The sequence below is a fragment of the Xanthomonas arboricola genome, assembly GCF_002940665.1.
In the GTDB taxonomy this organism is placed as follows: domain Bacteria; phylum Pseudomonadota; class Gammaproteobacteria; order Xanthomonadales; family Xanthomonadaceae; genus Xanthomonas; species Xanthomonas arboricola_B.
In genome coordinates this window covers 649,741-665,000 of record NZ_MIGY01000003.1, presented here as the reverse complement: position 1 = coordinate 665,000, position 15,260 = coordinate 649,741, and the positions used below count along the sequence as shown (strand labels likewise).

12 protein-coding genes, 1 tRNA gene, 1 other RNA gene and 2 pseudogenes are annotated in these 15,260 nt (G+C 62.0%); 11 read left to right on the top strand and 5 right to left on the bottom strand.

Features of this window, described 5'->3' with window-relative positions; all coding sequences use genetic code 11:
* Positions 1-341 precede the first annotated feature (341 nt).
* Positions 342-1,046 carry a PP2C family protein-serine/threonine phosphatase gene (locus tag XarjCFBP7645_RS16460; RefSeq protein ID WP_039810440.1) on the bottom strand — a complete coding sequence of 235 codons (705 nt, stop codon included), beginning with the start codon at positions 1,044-1,046 and terminating at the stop codon, positions 342-344.
* 197 nt (positions 1,047-1,243) lie between these two features.
* Between XarjCFBP7645_RS16460 and XarjCFBP7645_RS16455 the strand changes: the two genes are divergently transcribed.
* Both XarjCFBP7645_RS16455 and XarjCFBP7645_RS16450 read left to right on the top strand, forming a co-directional pair.
* Positions 1,244-1,334, top strand: a tRNA-Ser gene (locus tag XarjCFBP7645_RS16455).
* Between the two features lie 246 nt (positions 1,335-1,580).
* Positions 1,581-1,985 (top strand): DUF6165 family protein, encoded by a 405-nt coding sequence (locus tag XarjCFBP7645_RS16450; protein ID WP_104538369.1) that lies wholly within the window; start codon positions 1,581-1,583, stop codon positions 1,983-1,985.
* Between the two features lie 232 nt (positions 1,986-2,217).
* Here the strand turns inward: XarjCFBP7645_RS16450 and XarjCFBP7645_RS16445 are convergent, their stop codons facing one another.
* Entirely contained in the window at positions 2,218-3,267 is a 1,050-nt protein-coding gene (locus XarjCFBP7645_RS16445; protein WP_104538368.1) for a glycosyltransferase family 9 protein, read from the bottom strand.
* Between the two features lie 20 nt (positions 3,268-3,287).
* Between XarjCFBP7645_RS16445 and XarjCFBP7645_RS16440 the strand changes: the two genes are divergently transcribed.
* From XarjCFBP7645_RS16440 to XarjCFBP7645_RS16415, 6 genes are all read left to right on the top strand, one after another.
* Complete coding sequence (locus tag XarjCFBP7645_RS16440) at positions 3,288-4,037, top strand: 3-deoxy-D-manno-octulosonic acid kinase (RefSeq protein WP_104538367.1); 750 nt, start codon at positions 3,288-3,290, stop codon at positions 4,035-4,037.
* Positions 4,037-4,786: an MBL fold metallo-hydrolase gene (locus XarjCFBP7645_RS16435; protein WP_104538366.1), complete on the top strand. Its 750-nt coding sequence runs from the start codon at positions 4,037-4,039 to the stop codon at positions 4,784-4,786. Before XarjCFBP7645_RS16440 ends, XarjCFBP7645_RS16435 begins: the two co-directional genes overlap by 1 nt.
* Positions 4,786-5,817 carry a GTP 3',8-cyclase MoaA gene (gene moaA / locus XarjCFBP7645_RS16430; RefSeq protein ID WP_104538365.1) on the top strand — a complete coding sequence of 344 codons (1,032 nt, stop codon included), beginning with the start codon at positions 4,786-4,788 and terminating at the stop codon, positions 5,815-5,817. Before XarjCFBP7645_RS16435 ends, moaA begins: the two co-directional genes overlap by 1 nt.
* A gap of 76 nt (positions 5,818-5,893) precedes the next feature.
* The gene (gene moaC, locus XarjCFBP7645_RS16425) at positions 5,894-6,391 is read left to right on the top strand and encodes a cyclic pyranopterin monophosphate synthase MoaC (RefSeq protein WP_104538364.1); all 498 of its coding nucleotides are present in this window, start codon (positions 5,894-5,896) and stop codon (positions 6,389-6,391) included.
* Positions 6,388-6,633, top strand: a complete 246-nt coding sequence (locus XarjCFBP7645_RS16420; RefSeq protein ID WP_024938437.1) for a MoaD/ThiS family protein — start codon at positions 6,388-6,390, stop codon at positions 6,631-6,633. The genes moaC and XarjCFBP7645_RS16420 overlap by 4 nt, the downstream gene beginning before the upstream one ends.
* Complete coding sequence (locus tag XarjCFBP7645_RS16415; protein WP_104538363.1) at positions 6,630-7,079, top strand: molybdenum cofactor biosynthesis protein MoaE; 450 nt, start codon at positions 6,630-6,632, stop codon at positions 7,077-7,079. Before XarjCFBP7645_RS16420 ends, XarjCFBP7645_RS16415 begins: the two co-directional genes overlap by 4 nt.
* Before the next feature lie 247 nt (positions 7,080-7,326).
* Here XarjCFBP7645_RS16415 and ffs read toward each other — a convergent pair.
* An RNA gene (ffs, locus tag XarjCFBP7645_RS16410) (signal recognition particle sRNA small type) lies at positions 7,327-7,423 on the bottom strand.
* A gap of 381 nt (positions 7,424-7,804) precedes the next feature.
* Between ffs and XarjCFBP7645_RS16405 the strand changes: the two are divergent.
* Positions 7,805-8,322, top strand: a pseudogene (locus XarjCFBP7645_RS16405) (plasmid mobilization protein); the annotation flags it as partial.
* Positions 8,323-8,372: 50 nt separating this feature from the next.
* On the opposite strand, the gene XarjCFBP7645_RS16400 reads toward XarjCFBP7645_RS16405, so the two are convergent.
* Positions 8,373-8,714 (bottom strand): hypothetical protein, encoded by a 342-nt coding sequence (locus XarjCFBP7645_RS16400; RefSeq protein ID WP_104538362.1) that lies wholly within the window; start codon positions 8,712-8,714, stop codon positions 8,373-8,375.
* Positions 8,715-8,911: 197 nt separating this feature from the next.
* Positions 8,912-9,711 (bottom strand): annotated as a pseudogene (locus XarjCFBP7645_RS16395) (NYN domain-containing protein).
* A 349-nt stretch (positions 9,712-10,060) separates the two neighbouring features.
* On the opposite strand from XarjCFBP7645_RS16395, the gene XarjCFBP7645_RS16390 reads away from it, so the two are divergent.
* Together XarjCFBP7645_RS16390 and XarjCFBP7645_RS21460 are read left to right on the top strand one after the other, a co-directional pair.
* Positions 10,061-14,830 (top strand): RHS repeat-associated core domain-containing protein, encoded by a 4,770-nt coding sequence (locus XarjCFBP7645_RS16390; protein ID WP_258079575.1) that lies wholly within the window; start codon positions 10,061-10,063, stop codon positions 14,828-14,830.
* A complete protein-coding gene (locus tag XarjCFBP7645_RS21460; RefSeq protein WP_146096359.1) occupies positions 14,827-15,039 on the top strand; it encodes a hypothetical protein in 213 nt (70 codons plus the stop codon). Before XarjCFBP7645_RS16390 ends, XarjCFBP7645_RS21460 begins: the two co-directional genes overlap by 4 nt.
* Positions 15,040-15,260: the final 221 nt, after the last annotated feature.

Here is a 15,260-nt window from a genome sequence, read left to right as displayed (position 1 = left end):
GGAGTGCAGTGCGCCGCTGAAGCCTGGCGGTTCTGGGCGCGAGCAGCGCGCACAGGATGACTGCCATGCAGATTCGATGTCCGCGCTTGGCGCGGCTAACAGCTCCTTCAATCCGGTCTATTGCGGAGCGGGATGATCTTGCTCTTCGCCGCAGGCCGGTGATCTGCGGCCTGGCTGCGGGATCCTTGCCCGCTTACCCTCGCAGGACACGCCGCAAGTGCGTGCGTGTAGGCTCTTACGCGGCATCCATGCCGCGTAAGGTCCCGCGACGGTGGGCGGGCAAGGACCAGTCGAGTGCACTCACCGCCCGCCGGCGCTCGCTACGCGTCGATTGGCTGCTTTCAGTAGCTGCGCACCAATATCGCGGTGATGTTGTCCGAGCCGCCGCCATCGAGTGCGGCGGCGACCAGGCATTCGACACATTCCTGCGCGCTGCAGTCGGCCTGCGACAGGGTCGCGGCGATCGCGGTATCGTCGACCTCCTCGGTGAGGCCGTCGCTGCACAGCAGTAGCTGCATGCCGGATTTGAGCTCGCCCTGCATGGTGGCGACATTGAGGTGGACCGGATCGGTGACGCCCAGCGCCTGGGTCACCACGTTGCGATGCGGATGCGCACGCGCCTGCTCGCTGGTCAGCGTGCCCTGGGCGATGAGTTCCTGCACGTAGCTATGGTCCTGGCTCAGCTGCGCCAGCCGCCCGTCGCGCCACAGGTAGGCGCGGCTGTCGCCGACCCAGGCCACTTCGAAGCGCTGGCCCAGCACGCGCGCAGCGACGACGGTGGTGCCCATCGGTAGGGTGTCGTTGCAGCGGCGCGAGGTCTTGATGATCTCTTCGTCGGCGATGCGTACCGCCTGGGCCAGCGGGGTGCCTGCGCGCACCTCGCGCACGATGGTTTCGCGCGCCAGGGCGCTGGCCACTTCGCCGCAGGCGTGCCCGCCCATGCCATCGGCCACCAGCCACAGCCCCAGCTCGCTGTCGCCGTAGTACGTGTCCTCATTGAGGTCACGGCGCAGACCGACATGGGTAAGGTGTCCGAATTCGAGCATGGGGGCGGGTCGCCAAGGAAGGAAGTGCGTGACCATCATCGCGGGGCGGCCGGCCCGCAGCAACACGCCGATCGCCGATGCCGCAGGGCGGGTTCACGCCCGGACCTGCGGTCGTGCCGGCGATGCCGGCCCGGGCCGCTTGTGGCTTGGCGCCCGTGCCCGTATGATGCACGGCCCCGGGACACCTGGGACCATCTGGAGAGGTGGCAGAGCGGTTGAATGTACCTGACTCGAAATCAGGCAGGCGTTTATAGCGCCTCGGGGGTTCGAATCCCCCCCTCTCCGCCAGATTGAGGCGAGCAGTTGTGCCAGTGCCGCGTGAGTTTCGCCGGCGGCATTGGGGGCGTGAGAAGCCCCGGGTTCGACAGACAGCATCGCTGTCNCCCGCAGGGCGAAGGCACGGAGTGCCGAGTGAATCCCCCCCCCTCTCCGCCAGATTCGCATCAGCCCCCGCAAGGGGGCTTTTGTTTATGTGTCGCCACCGCCCGCTGGTGCGCTGGTTACAATCCGCCCCTTATCCATTGGAGACCTGTCATGTCCGAGATCCTGGTGCCCGTATCCTTTGGTGAGCTGCTCGACAAGATCGCGATCCTGCAGATCAAGTCCGAGCGCATGAGCGACCCCGTTAAGCTGGCCAACGTGCGCAGCGAACTGTCCGCGCTGGAGACCAGCTGGATGGCGCATCCGGCCGCCGGCCACGACATCGTGCGTCTGCGTGCTGTGCTCAAGGCCGTCAACGAACGGCTATGGGTGATCGAGGACGACATCCGGCTGAAGGAACAGGCGAAGACCTTCGACGACAGCTTCGTGCAGCTGGCGCGCAGCGTCTATATCGAAAACGACGAGCGCGCGCGCATCAAGAAAGAGATCAATCTGGCGCTGGGTTCGTCGTACGTGGAAGAGAAGTCGTATCAGGACTATCGCGCTACCGGCGTCTGAGAGTCGCTGACTGCAGGTCTGCGTAACTGAGTGGGGGATCGGTGTGTGAGCGGCGCATCCTGGTGTGTCGCCCGACTTTGAATCAGCTGGCGCTGCGGTGGTTGGCTACCGCGCGCGTGAGTCGGCGGTGTTTCGCTCTTGTTTCCTGGCTGTTCTGGGCACTGCGCCATGGCGCAGCACGCAGCTGCGCAGCGGTTGAATGCCTGTTCTAGCGACTATCCCTCACCAATACTTAGTGTGGATGATCGCTGCGATAACGCTCGAATGCGGCAATCGCATCGTCCACGGTGATCAGCGCCATCACCTGGTCGAACTCGATCTTGGCGCCCCATTTCAGCTGGTCGGCGGGTTTGCGCAGGTATTTACGGGCGGCCGCGTCGTAACGGTCCACACAGTAGCGCACGTCCGAATACGGGCCGCTGCGCAGCGGATTGCTGGCCGCGTGCAGGCCGAGCACCTTGGTGCCCATCGCGTTGGCGATGTGCATCGGTCCGGAATCGGGGGTGACCACCAGATCGGCGCGGGCGAGCAGAGCGGGGAGTTGCTTGAGCGTGTCCTTGCCGACAAGATCCAGCACCGGCGCGCGCGCGGCCGCGACGATGGCATCGGCGGTGCTGCGTTCCAGCTCGCTGCGGCCACCGCACAGCACGATCCGCCAGCCTTGAGTCGCGGCATGGTCGGCCAGCGCGGCATGGCGGTCGGGATACCAGTTGCGGCGTGCGTGACTGGAACATGGCGAGATCATCAGCACCGGGCGGCCGTCGTCGTCCCATTGTGCGCGTGCCCAGCGATGGGACTCGTCGGGGACCGGCAAGTCCCAGTGCACCTGGGTCTGGGTCAGGCCGAGCGGCTGCGCAAAGCTGCCGATGGCGTCGAGCACGTGGATGCCGGGGCGGTCGGCGATGCGCTCGTTGACGAACAGGCCGTGCAGGTCCTTGGAGCGGCTGCGGTCATAGCCGATCCGCCGCCGCGCCGGCACGAATGCCGACAGCACGTTCGCGCGCAAGGCCACCTGCATCTGCAGCAGCGCATCGAAGCGACCCAATGGCACCAATGACTGGCGCAGCGCGCGCATGCCGGCCACGCCGGTGCGCTTGTCGTAGGCGTGGAACTGCACGCCGGGCAGGCCGTCGAGCAGTTTCAGTCCGGCCTTGTCGATGATCCAATGCAGCGGGCTTTCCGGAAACCCCGCCTGCAGGGTGCGCACCAGCGGCACCACATGGGTGACGTCGCCCAGGGCGGACAGGCGCAGCAGGCATAACGAAGCGGGCGTAGAAGCCATGGTGTTGTTAGACTCGATGGATGGTTTCTTTCGACGCCACCGAAGCGCTGACGCCGTACCGCGAAGGCCGCGGCTATGGCGCCATTCTGTTCGACCGCGAACGGCTGCGGCAAGCCGATGCGGCGCTGTTTTCGCCGCAGCGCTGGGGCGACAGGGCTCGGCCGGTCGACGAAGGCGGGCGTGGCGGGGCGTGGTTCGTGGATGCGCCGTTCGGTCGTAGCGTGTTGCGGCAGTACCTGCGCGGCGGCATGGCCGCGCGCGTGAGTCGCGATCACTATCTGTGGAAAGGGGCTGGGCGCACGCGCAGCTTTGCCGAGTTCCGGCTGATGCGCGAACTGCTCAAGCGCAAGTTGCCGGTGCCGCGTCCGTTGGCGGCCTGTTACTTGCGCGAGGGGCTGAGCTATCGCGCTGCGTTGTTGATGGAACGCCTGGAGAACGTGCGCTCGCTCGCCGATCATGCGCAGGTCGCCGGGCGCGGTGCGCCGTGGGAAGAAACCGGGCGGCTGATCGCGCGTTTTCATCGCGCCGGCCTGGATCATGCCGATCTCAATGCGCACAACATCCTGTTCGATGCCGGCGGGCATGGCTGGTTGATCGATTTCGACCGCGGCGTGTTGCGCATTCCGGCCACGCGCTGGCGCGAACGCAATCTCAAGCGCCTGCACCGCTCGCTGCTGAAGTTGCGTGGCAACCGCAGCCGCGAAGAGGTCGACAAGGATTACGAACGCCTGCACCGCGCTTACGAACTGGCCTGGGGCCGGGGCTACTGATGAGCTGGGCGTTGCGTGTGCAAGGGGTCGGCAATGCGTCGGCGGTGGCGCTCGGTTCGCCGATGGCCACCATCGAGCGCGCCGGCGCGCCGTGGCTGACCATCGATTGCGGCAGCGAAGGCTTGACTGCCTACCAGGCCCAGTACGGTCATCTGCCGCAGGCGGTCTTCATCACCCATGTGCATCTGGACCATGTGGGCGGGCTCGAGCGGCTGTTCGTGGGCAGCTATTTCTCAGAACGGCGCGGGCGCACGCGCCTGTACGTGCCGGCGCCGGTGGTGCCGTTGCTGCAGCGGCGAATCGCCGACTACCCCAATGTGCTGGCCGAGGGCGGCGCAAACTTCTGGGACGCGTTCCAGCTGGTGCCGGTCGGCGACGCGTTCTGGCACGACGGTGTGCGGCTGGAAGTGTTCCCGGCGCGCCACCATTGGCCGGAGACCGCCTACGGGCTGCGACTGAAGGGGGCGCTGGTCTGGAGTGGCGATACCCGGCCGATCCCTGAAGTGCTGGCCCGCTACGCCGATGCCAGCGAGCTCATCGCGCATGACTGCGGCGTTCACGGCAACCCGTCGCATACTGGGGTGGACGATTTGGAGCGGGAATATCCGCAGGACCTGTTGAGCCGCATGCTGCTGTACCACTACGCCAGCGACGCCGACGGCGACGTGCTCCGCGCACGCGGCCATCGCGTGGCCGTGCCCGGTCAACATCTGCCGTTGGCCGAGCCGACAGCCGCCATGGTGCCCTGATGGGCGCCTTGCTGTCGCCGAATCTGGCGGCCGCGCCGATGCAGGACCGCTATGGCCGGCCACTGCGCGATCTGCGCCTGTCGGTCATCGAAGCCTGCAACTTCCGCTGCGGTTACTGCATGCCGGCCGATCGTATCCCTGACGATTACGGATTCGATGCGCAGCAGCGCCTGAGTTTCGATCAGCTGGAAACGTTGGTGCGGGCCTTCGTCTCGGTCGGCGTCACCAAGGTGCGCCTGACCGGTGGCGAGCCGCTGTTGCGTCGCGATCTGCCCAGCCTGATTGCGCGCCTGACCCTAATCGAAGGCATCGAGGATCTGGCGCTGACCACCAACGGCACCTTGCTCGCGCGTCAGGCGGTGGCGCTGCGCCAGGCCGGGCTGCGCCGGATCACCGTGAGCATGGATGCCCTGGATCCGCAGCTGTTCAGACGCATGAGTGGCGACCGCGGCGAGATCGCGCAGGTGCTGGCCGGCATCGCCGCCGCCGAGCATGCCGGCTTCCAGCACCTGAAGATCAACTGCGTGGTGCAGCGGGGCGTCAACGAAGATCAGGTGCTGCCCCTGGTAGAGCACTTCCGTGGCACCGGCCACGTGCTGCGCTTCATCGAATTCATGGATGTGGGCAGCTGCAATGGCTGGACGGCCGATGCGGTGGTGACCTCCGCGCAGCTGCACGAGCGTATCCACGCGCGCTGGCCATTGATGCCGCTGGATGCCAATTACACCGGCGAAGTGGCCCAGCGGCATGCATTTGCCGATGGAGCGGGCGAGCTGGGTTTTGTCAGTTCGGTCAGCATGCCGTTCTGCGGCGATTGTCAGCGCGCACGCGTGTCGGCCGACGGGCAGTTGTACACCTGCCTGTTCGCCAGCCAGGGCCACGACCTCAAGCCGGCCTTGGCCGAAGGCGAGCATGGATTGTCCGGGCATCTGCGTGCGCGCTGGAGCGTGCGTGGCGACCGCTACAGCGAGGTGCGCGCATCGACGCCGCGCCGTGGCAAGCCGGTGGAAATGTTCTTGATTGGCGGGTAAGGCACTGCTGTTCCATCCAGGCACGCCGTTCACCGAGAATGCCGCATCCTGAGCGTCTGTCATCGTGTCCTTTCCCATGCCTGCAAAATCCCGTTCCGCACGCCTGACCCACCTGGACGATTCCGGACTGCCCACCATGGTGGATGTCTCGGACAAAGCGGTCACCGCGCGCAGCGCCACCGCCCAAAGCCGGGTGCGTTTTCCGGCCGCTGTAGCCGCCCAGTTGCGCGCCAATGGGCTGCGCAGCGCCAAGGGCGGCATCGTGGAGACCGCAGTGATCGCCGGCACCATGGCGGTCAAGCGCACGCACGAGTTGATTCCGTTCTGCCATCCGTTGCCGATCGATGCCTGCCGCTTTGAAATCGACTGGGCGGGCGAACAGATGCTGGACATCAGTTGCACGGTGCGCTGCGTGCATCGCACCGGTGTGGAAATGGAGGCGCTCACCGGCGCCAGCGTGGCGGCCTTGACGGTCTACGACATGTGCAAGGCGTTGTCGCACAGCATGAGCATCGGCCCGACCAGGTTGGTGTCCAAGCGCGGTGGCAGGCGCGATATCGGCGCAAAACAATGAGCACGACCGTGACGGTGCTGTATTTCGCCAGTTTGCGTGAGGCGGCAGGCATTGCCAGCGAGCAGGTGCAATCGCAGGCGCAGGACCTGCGCGCGCTGTATGCCGAACTCGATACGCGCCACGGCCTGCGCTGGACGCCGGCGCAGCTGCGCGTGGCGGTGGATGGCGCGTTCGCGCGCTGGGAGGATGGAGTACGCGATGGCAGTGAAATCGTGTTTATTCCGCCGGTGTCGGGAGGTTGAGCGTGCGCGAACAGACCACTGCCCTGTTTGCGCTTTCGGATGTGCCATTGCCCGTCGACAGCTTGCGTGCGGCGCTGGAGCACCCGCATGCCGGTGCGTTTGCCAGTTTCGAGGGCTGGGTACGCAATCACAACGAGGGCCGCAGCGTGGCCGGGCTGCGCTACGAAGCCTACGCCGCACTTGCACAGGCCGAAGGCCAGCGTGTGCTCGACGAGGCGATGAGTCGGTTTGCCATCGTCAACGCCTACTGCGTGCACCGCGTAGGCGAGCTGCGTATCGGCGACATGGCGGTGTGGGTCGGTGTCAGCGCAGCGCATCGCGGCGCCGCATTCGATGCCTGTCGTTTCATCATCGACGAGATCAAGGCGCGGTTGCCGATCTGGAAGCACGAGCATTACCTGGACGGCGATGCGGGCTGGCTGCATCCCGCATCGCAGACGCAGTAGCGCTGCTCGCGGAGCGTGCGATGCGTGAATTCAAGAGATCAAGGTGGTGTCTCTGCCGGTTGACCGCGCTGAAGAAGGCCTGACGCTGCGCGCCTGTTCAGGCCGTGCGCAGCCTTTGCAATGACCGGTCAGCTTTGAGCGTGGCGCAAAGCGCCACGTCTGATTGGCGGTTGCGCACCGCCTGCGTTGCGCACCGAGTGCGCGCGGCATCTGTCGATACGCCATCAGTCTGCGGGTGAGGGTGGTGCCCCCGCCGGTTGACCTCGGCGCCCGCATCAATCGATACCGTTGCTGCCTTCCGGCCCTGGCGGGATTTTCGATCTAGCGTCGCGAGGGACCGACGGGGCCACCATAAGACGTGGGTCACTGGCGTGACCCTGAATCCATGCAATCGCATTGCAGGATCATGAAACTGGCGGAGAGAGGGGGAGGTACTGATCCCGATCCAACTTCCTGACTCGCCTACAGCCACGCAAACCAGGAAGGTGTCCTGCTTTGTGGTCTGCCATTGTAGCGGGTCTGGCATGCTCGCCGCTAGCCTAGAATGGTGATGAGGTCTGGCTCAAAGTCTGTAGCAGTGAGGTGAGGTAGCAATGCTTGGGCTACAGGAGGACCTACATGTCGCTCAAGGTCAGATAGGCAAGAGCGGCGACGAATTGCTTTTGTCAGTATTCCGTAGGTGGCGCTCTTAAAACCTTAGCGAGCAGAGGACCCCATGACGGCCAACCCTGGCCTTGATGCAGTGGATCAGGGAACGCGTGACTGCCTTCGCCGACGAGGCCCGGCTGCGTCCGGACCTCAACGAGCTGCTGCGTCGGCTGCGGCGCTTTAAGGCAGCGGCCATGAAGTTCGCCCGGCGGCTACTGGCGGTGCGCCGAGCGGAGAAGCTGCACCACATGGCCGAGAACGCGTGGCACGACTTCCTGGCGAACAACCCCGAGCCCGGTCCGTCGTGGATGCAGGGAGAATGGAAACAGCGTCGTGGTCGCCGACTCAGCACCCTGGAAAGCCGGACCGCAGAGCTTGCAGATGCAAGGACCAGAGTGACCCCGGAGGAACAAGCCCTCTGTGAGAAAGAGGCCTCGGCCAGCGCGGCGCATCTGGAGGCTTGGAGCCGGACATGCTCCAGCGCTATCCCCTCCAGCTCGACATGGCGGCCAAACCGGATGAGCAGCGCCCAAGTCCTGCCATTTCCGCTCCTCCTGAGCCTGCCCATGTTCCCAAGCCGCCGCGCTTCCACTGAAACCAAAGAACCCCGCAGTGCGGGGCTCAATCGTTATCGCGCTCTCTGGCTCAGTGCAGGGTCGGGCGCTTCTTGCTGCGCACTGGATCCAACTGCACGTCTTTCTTCTTCCGGCCCGCTCGCCATTCCTCCACTGACGGAAGCTCCCGAACGATGACGGCTTCCCGCGTGCGCACCGGTTGGAAGGGATGCGGAGGGGCATGCGCCAAGGATTGGGCGGCGTTACCTCCGCCTGGCGGCTTCTTCTGGCTGTAAACGATCAGCTCGCCAGCAGAGGCCCAGGCGTTGCAGACATTGCGTTGGCGCATCAGCGGTTCGTCCGAAAGGGTCTGGCTCATCAGCCCGGCGAGCAGTTGGCCAGCGATTTCGAGCTGTTGTGGGTTGGTGGTCATGAAGGCTCCTGCGTGTGGGGGAAGTCCTTATCCAACCAACAATTCTCAGCTGCGCAAGAGCTCGCTTCGGGTCTCGCTTCACAAATTTGAATACGCGACGAAATTCGATTTAACGTATGCCAATTAAGTGATATCGGGCCTCCACCTGTGGAGCTCTGTCTGATCTCTGCACCCAGTGCTACCCAAGCCAAGTCGCGTCATCCTGCTGTGTCGGGCAGCTCTGGCTTGTGCGAAATGCTGACCGACCAACCGCCGGTCTCCTCCCGCTGCGTGGTCAGCAGATCATAGGTTTTCACCATGTTGAGCAGGCCGGAGTGGCATAGAGGTTCGGTGAGAAGGACGGGTCGGTTCGTTTAAGGTATTGGCCCAGTGCTCCCAATCCGACCTTGCCTTCGGAGGTGTCCCCGGTCAGCAGGGTCACGGCTTCGACCAAGAACCGGGGACGCCGTTTCGGCAGTGGCTTAGCTTCTACGCGAGGGGCTTCTTCTTTTGTCGCTTCCGATTTCAGGACAGGCAGTTCATTGCCCTGGACTTCGGGTGCGACCACCTCCTTGGCCGTCCGGTCCCATTCGAAGAACTGGTCGCAGGCGTTGCGCAAGGCATCCCGGGTCTTGGGCTCGCCCACGATGAAGACCGTCGCTCCACGCTCCCGGAGCTTGCGGCAAAGGTAAGAAAAATCCGAGTCGCTCGTCACTAGGCAAAAGGTGTCGGCTCGGTGATCGAACAACGCCTCCAAGGCGTCGAGCGCCAAAGCGATGTCGGCCGTGTTCTTCCCGGAGGCGTATTGATATTGAAGGCAAGGGGTGAACGCTTGGCGGACCAGGACTTCCTGCCACTTGTTGGCGAGGGTGTTGTGGTTGCCATACCCACGGCGCAGCACGACCCGGCCGAACTGCGCCACCATGAGCAACGCGTGCTCGACGATGTCGGTCGGCACGTTGTCGCAGTCGACCAATACCGCGACACGTGCTTCATGCGGGCTGTTCGGGTTGCTCATGCCGGCGAGATCCAAGTTTTATGCAGACAGACAATGGCGTCAGCAAAGCATCCGTGGCAAGCGGGCGCTACAAAGAGGGCAAAGCGCGGAGCTCTGATCATGTCAACACCGAAAGCAAACCTGCCGAACAGGCTTTTTGTAACGATCTGATTTCATTGTATTCGGGTGCCCTAAACCACTGCCGCTGACGATGCCATCATGATTTAAGACGATACTTTCTGCTTGGAAGCGCCTTGCTTGTCGCCGCATCGCTAATCCGATATCGTTAACGCCTAGCCGTCCATTTCATGGGCTTGGTTGTCATCACCACCGCTGCCAGCGTGGGTGGGTGGGAATGGATTCCTAACTGATGCTGCAAATGCAGCTGACAAGGAGTGTTGCCGTGTCAATCCGGGCCGTGGCGCGTTTCTCTGCTTCCTCAGTTCTGTCAATGAGCGCGCGTTACGCGGCGCTCTTGGCGCCGGTTGTTTTTGGGGCCTATGCGTTGCAATTCGCTAACCCTGCGCAGGCCCAAACCCCGCCTAAGGCGACGTTCTGTGCAGCGGGCATCGGCTGCTACGACACGATGGAGAAAGCCGCCGATGCCATTCGCAACTCCAAGGACTACCAAGGCATCGGGCAGTATTTGAAGGCCTACTCAAGAGGTTTTTTGAATCGGGGAGCGGGAGAGGTCTGGACCTACTTCCGTGTGCCGTCGCTAAAAGCTACCTCGGTCTCTAACCCATCCTATGGGGTCAATTTGGGTATCTACGGGGTCGGAAACCCCGGGTGCACAGCGTCCCCAGAGTTTGGATCAAGCTGGTGCACGGATGAAGGCGCACTCATCGCCAAGTCGTTGGACATCCTAACGACCAAGGTCGGGAAATCTTGTTCACTTCTGTCCAATACTCAAACGTCGGATTACAACACGACGGGGCTGGGTCTGCTCCCAAGTGGCGATGTTAGTTATAGCTCAGACAAATATTTCACCGCGAAATTTAATTGTCAGTCGAACTCGGGGGCACCTGTGTCGGTGTCGCAGCGCTGGAACGTCTACAAAAAGCGAAAGTTGACTTGCGAGGCTAACTTCACACCTTACCTTCGAAACTCAATTCTTACAGAGGCTACTCTCACGACGGAGCCTGTTTGTAGACCCAAGAACGACGATAACACCTGGGTCACGTCGCCCTTGAAGCAGTTCCAAAGCTGCAGCACCAACAACCCTTGCCACCCGACGACAGGCGACAAGTCTCGCGAAGAGAAAGACTTTGAATTCGCAGGACGCCCGTTCAATCGCTACTATCATTCTGTCAATCAGACCAAGAGTGTCATTCCAGTCGGAGAAGGCTGGTCGCTGAGTTACAGTGACCGATTCGACAGTTCCAACACAGCCTATCTCGACGAGGCGGGCAACAGGGATGTTTTCACCACGGTTGCTGCTGGCACCGGTCGTGCTCAGAATTCGGGGCGGCTGTATCGCCGCATCAGCAACAGCACTACGTATTACCGGGTCATCGAAGAAACTGGCGAATACCGCGATTTCGGTAAGGATGGCCAACTGCTCGCGGTGCGCAATCCAGCCTCGCCGGACCGTGACGTAACCGTGGTCTACGATGGCACGCGCATTGCGCGATTGGTTGATGGCCATGGCCGCGCCGTGACGTTCGTCTATACCGACGGGCGTGTCACGGGCATGGAGATTCCGGGTCGCGGAATCGTTCTTTACGACTACGATGTTGACGGTAATTTGATTGCCGCCACCTATCCCGACGGTGCGAAGCGTCTTTACCACTATCACGAGAAGGGACTTGCGGAACCTCAGCTGGTCAACTATTTGACTGGTATCACCGGGGAGAGCGGGCAGCGCTATGCATCGTTTGGTTACGACACCTATGGACGCGTGATCAGCAGCGTTCTCCATGGCAATACCGGGGTGGTCGATGGAGTGACCCTGAACTACGTGGCCGAAGGCGTTACGGAAGTTACCCAGGCATCTGGCGCGGTCAAGCGCTTCGAGTATGGGTCCACTATCTTCAGCCCGGTCAACAACGTGACCGAAGGCGCAGCCAGCACTTCCAGCACCTACTTCAGCGATGGCCGACTGCAAAGCGTGACGGACGCATCGGGTAGCAAGGTTTCCTACGAATACGCGCCGGCGTATCAATCGGCGGTGACGGTCGGCGACGGCACGCCGGAGCTGGTGCGCACCGAGAGCGTGAGGGATGCGCTGACACACCAACTGACCGAGCTTAATGTGAAAGGGGCGCAGGGGCTGGTTGTGTCCAAGCGATGGACTCGCAATGAGCGTGGCCAAGTACTGACCCAGGTCGAGCAAGATGCCGTTTCCGGGAAGCAGCGTCAGCAGACCTTTACCTATTGCGAGCAGGCCGACGTAACCGCAGGAAGCTGCCCCCTGGTGGGAGTGCTGCTGCGTGTGGACGGGGCGCGCACGGATCTCAGCGACGCCACCACCTACGACTACCATCCCGCAGCCCAGGGCGGGGACCTGAAGACGATCACCAATGCAGTGGGCCAGGTCACCCAGCTCCTCAGTTACGATAGCGCCGGTCGTGTGTTGTCGCAGAAGGATCCGAATGGGGTTGTGACCGACTACAGCTACGATGCGCGAGGTCGGCTGACGGCAAGCATGGTCCGGGGACAGGACAGCGGCTCGGAGACGGATGACCGCATTACGCGCTACAGCTATTGGCCCACCGGCTTGGTCAAGCAGGTTGCGCTGCCGGGCGGCGACGTGTCTAACTTCACCTACGACAGCGCATTCCGGCTGACCAAGGTATCGGATCGTTACGGCAACTCCTTTGTCTACACGCTGGACACGTCGGGACACCGGATCAAGGAGGACATCACGGATGCCAAGAACACCTTGCTGTTCACGGTGTCCCGTATTTACGACGAACTCGGTCGCCTGAAGACGCAGGCGGATGCGCAAGGCAATCCAACGGATTTTACCTACGATGCAGTGGGCACGTTGAAGGAGCGGATAGACGCCATGGGTAGGTCAAGCACCTATGCCTATGATGCCTTGCATCGCTTGAAGCAGAGTATTGAAGACACCGCCGACATCAAGGCGACGAGTGCTTTCCAATACGACGCGCTGGGACAGCTGTCAGCGATGACGGACCCGAAAGGCTTGAAGACGACCTACCAGCGCAACGGTCTGGGCGAACTGTTGGCGCTGAAGAGTCCCGACACGGGCAGCACCGGCTTCACCTACGACGACGCAGGCAACGTGCTGTCCAGGAAGGACGCAGCTAACCGGCAGGCCACCTACACCTACGATGCCTTGAGCCGCCCAGTGTCGGTGACCTATGCCGATGCAGCGCTCGAGACCCGTTTTGTCTACGACGTGGCTCCGGCCGTCTGCGTGGCGGGAGAGCAATTCGCAGCCGGGCGCTTGGCCAGCATGAAGGACGGCAGCGGCACGACGCAGTATTGCTACAACCGATTCGGCGACCTGGTGCGCAAGGTCCAGACGACCAATGGCAAGGCATTGACGGTCCGTTATGCCTACACGGCAGGCGGGAACTTGACGAGCATGGTTTATCCGGACGGGGCGATGGTTGACTATGTCCGCAATGAGCTGGGCCAGATCGCCGAGGTGGGCTATACCGCGCCTGGCGGCTCGCGCGAGGTGTTGGTCAAGGGTGCCACGTATCTGCCCATGGGCCCGGTGGCCGGCTGGACCTACGGCAACGGCCGCGTGCTGACCCGAGCTTACGACCTGGATTACCGCCCCAAGGCCATTCAGGACAAAGCGGTTGGCGGTCTGGATGTCGGGTTCGGGTTCGATGAGGTGGGTAATCTCACCGCACTGACCCCAGCCGGCAATCCAACGCCGGAGATCGGCCTGGGCTACGACACGCTCGGCCGCCTCACAGCCCTCACCGACGGTGTCACCGGAACCGTCATTGATGGCTATAGCTATGACGCCACCGGCAATCGCCTCAGCGCCAAGGTTGGCAGCGTGACACAGGCTTACACCTATCCAACGACCAATCATCGCCTGAGTGCAGTAGCTGGCGTGGCGCGCACCTACGACAAGACAGGCAATACGCTGAGCATCGGTGGCAAGGCGCGGGAGTTCCCCTACGACGCATCTGGCCGCATGAGCATGGTCAAGCGTGCAGGCGCGGTGGTGATGAACTACCGCTACAACGGTAAAGGCGAGCAGGTGCGCCGCTTCCTCGGCACCACCAACACCTACACGCTTTATGATGAAGCCGGCCACTGGCTGGGCGACTACGACACCAATGGCACGCCCAAGCAGCAGGCGATCTGGCTGGACGATCTACCGGTCGGCCTGCTGGCTAACGCCAACAAGCTGCACTACATCGAACCCGATCACTTGGGCAGCCCGCGCGTGGTGGTTGACCCGGTTCGTAACGTGGCGGTGTGGAACTGGAGCCTAAAGGGCGAGGCCTTCGGCAACACGGCGCCGAATCAGGATCCGGATGGCGATGGTGCGGCGTTGGTGTTGGATATGCGGTTCCCAGGGCAGCGGTTTGATGCGGCCAGTGGACTAAATCAGAATTACTTCCGGGACTACGACTCTGCTACCGGGCGGTATGGGCAGAGTGATCCTCTCGGCTTGAGAGGCGGAATTAGCACATACGCCTATGTAGGCCTAAACCCCTTCTATGCCAGTGACCTTTTTGGGCTTGAATCGCCTGGTTGGTGGTCTTTCCCTCCTGGAAAGCAACGAGAGGACTGGCGGAGAGCCCAAACATCTGGTTATAAGGGGGAGCTCAATGCTCAGTTTGGCGTTGCAGCTTCTTACGGTAATTTTGCTGCGGGCGGGGGCGGCGAGGCAGGTGTTGCTCTCGATACGGCTCTAACAGTGTGCGTTTACGTGAAGGGTTGCGGGGCATCCCCGGTAGCCGGCGGGTTCATTGGGGGGCTGGCTGGCTCAGTTAGCGGTTCCTGCGGAACTGGCGAATTGTCTTCTGGTAAAAGCCAATCAATGCAACTCCAGCTTGGTGCTTTTGAAGGGGGCGGTTTGAAGGGGTCCGTGGAAATTGGGAAAAATAGTGGGGCGAGCGTGGGTTTGAACGGTGGCGTGGGAGCCCAAGCTTCAGGCGGACTACAACAATGTGCAACTAAAATGTGGTGCACTAAATGAAATACAAATCCGTAAGAGGCGATAAGGCTCTGCTGGCCGGCGCCGGCACATTTTGTTTTTGCCTCATAACAGCGCTACTCCTGTTTTTTTTGAAATATCAAAAAATAATTGATGTTCCTTTTATATTTTTTGGATTCCTTTCTATAGTAATGGCGGTGGCAGTAATCTTCACTGCCCAGCATGGGTTAAATAATTACTTAAGGAAATAAATTAGTGTCAATGATGTATTTAACCAGCTGTCATGCGCTCCTTGTGACGATTTTGCTAAGTGCGCCGAGCTGTGAAGAGGGCGGTGATCGGCGAGTGAAAGTTTAATCTTGCTGATGTGCTTGTCGTTGGCATTATTCGTGGATTTTTGGTCATGGTGATTTCGAGTGCGAAAAGACGAGTGATGTCTATGTCGCAATTTTCAGTCGATAGCGAAGGGAGA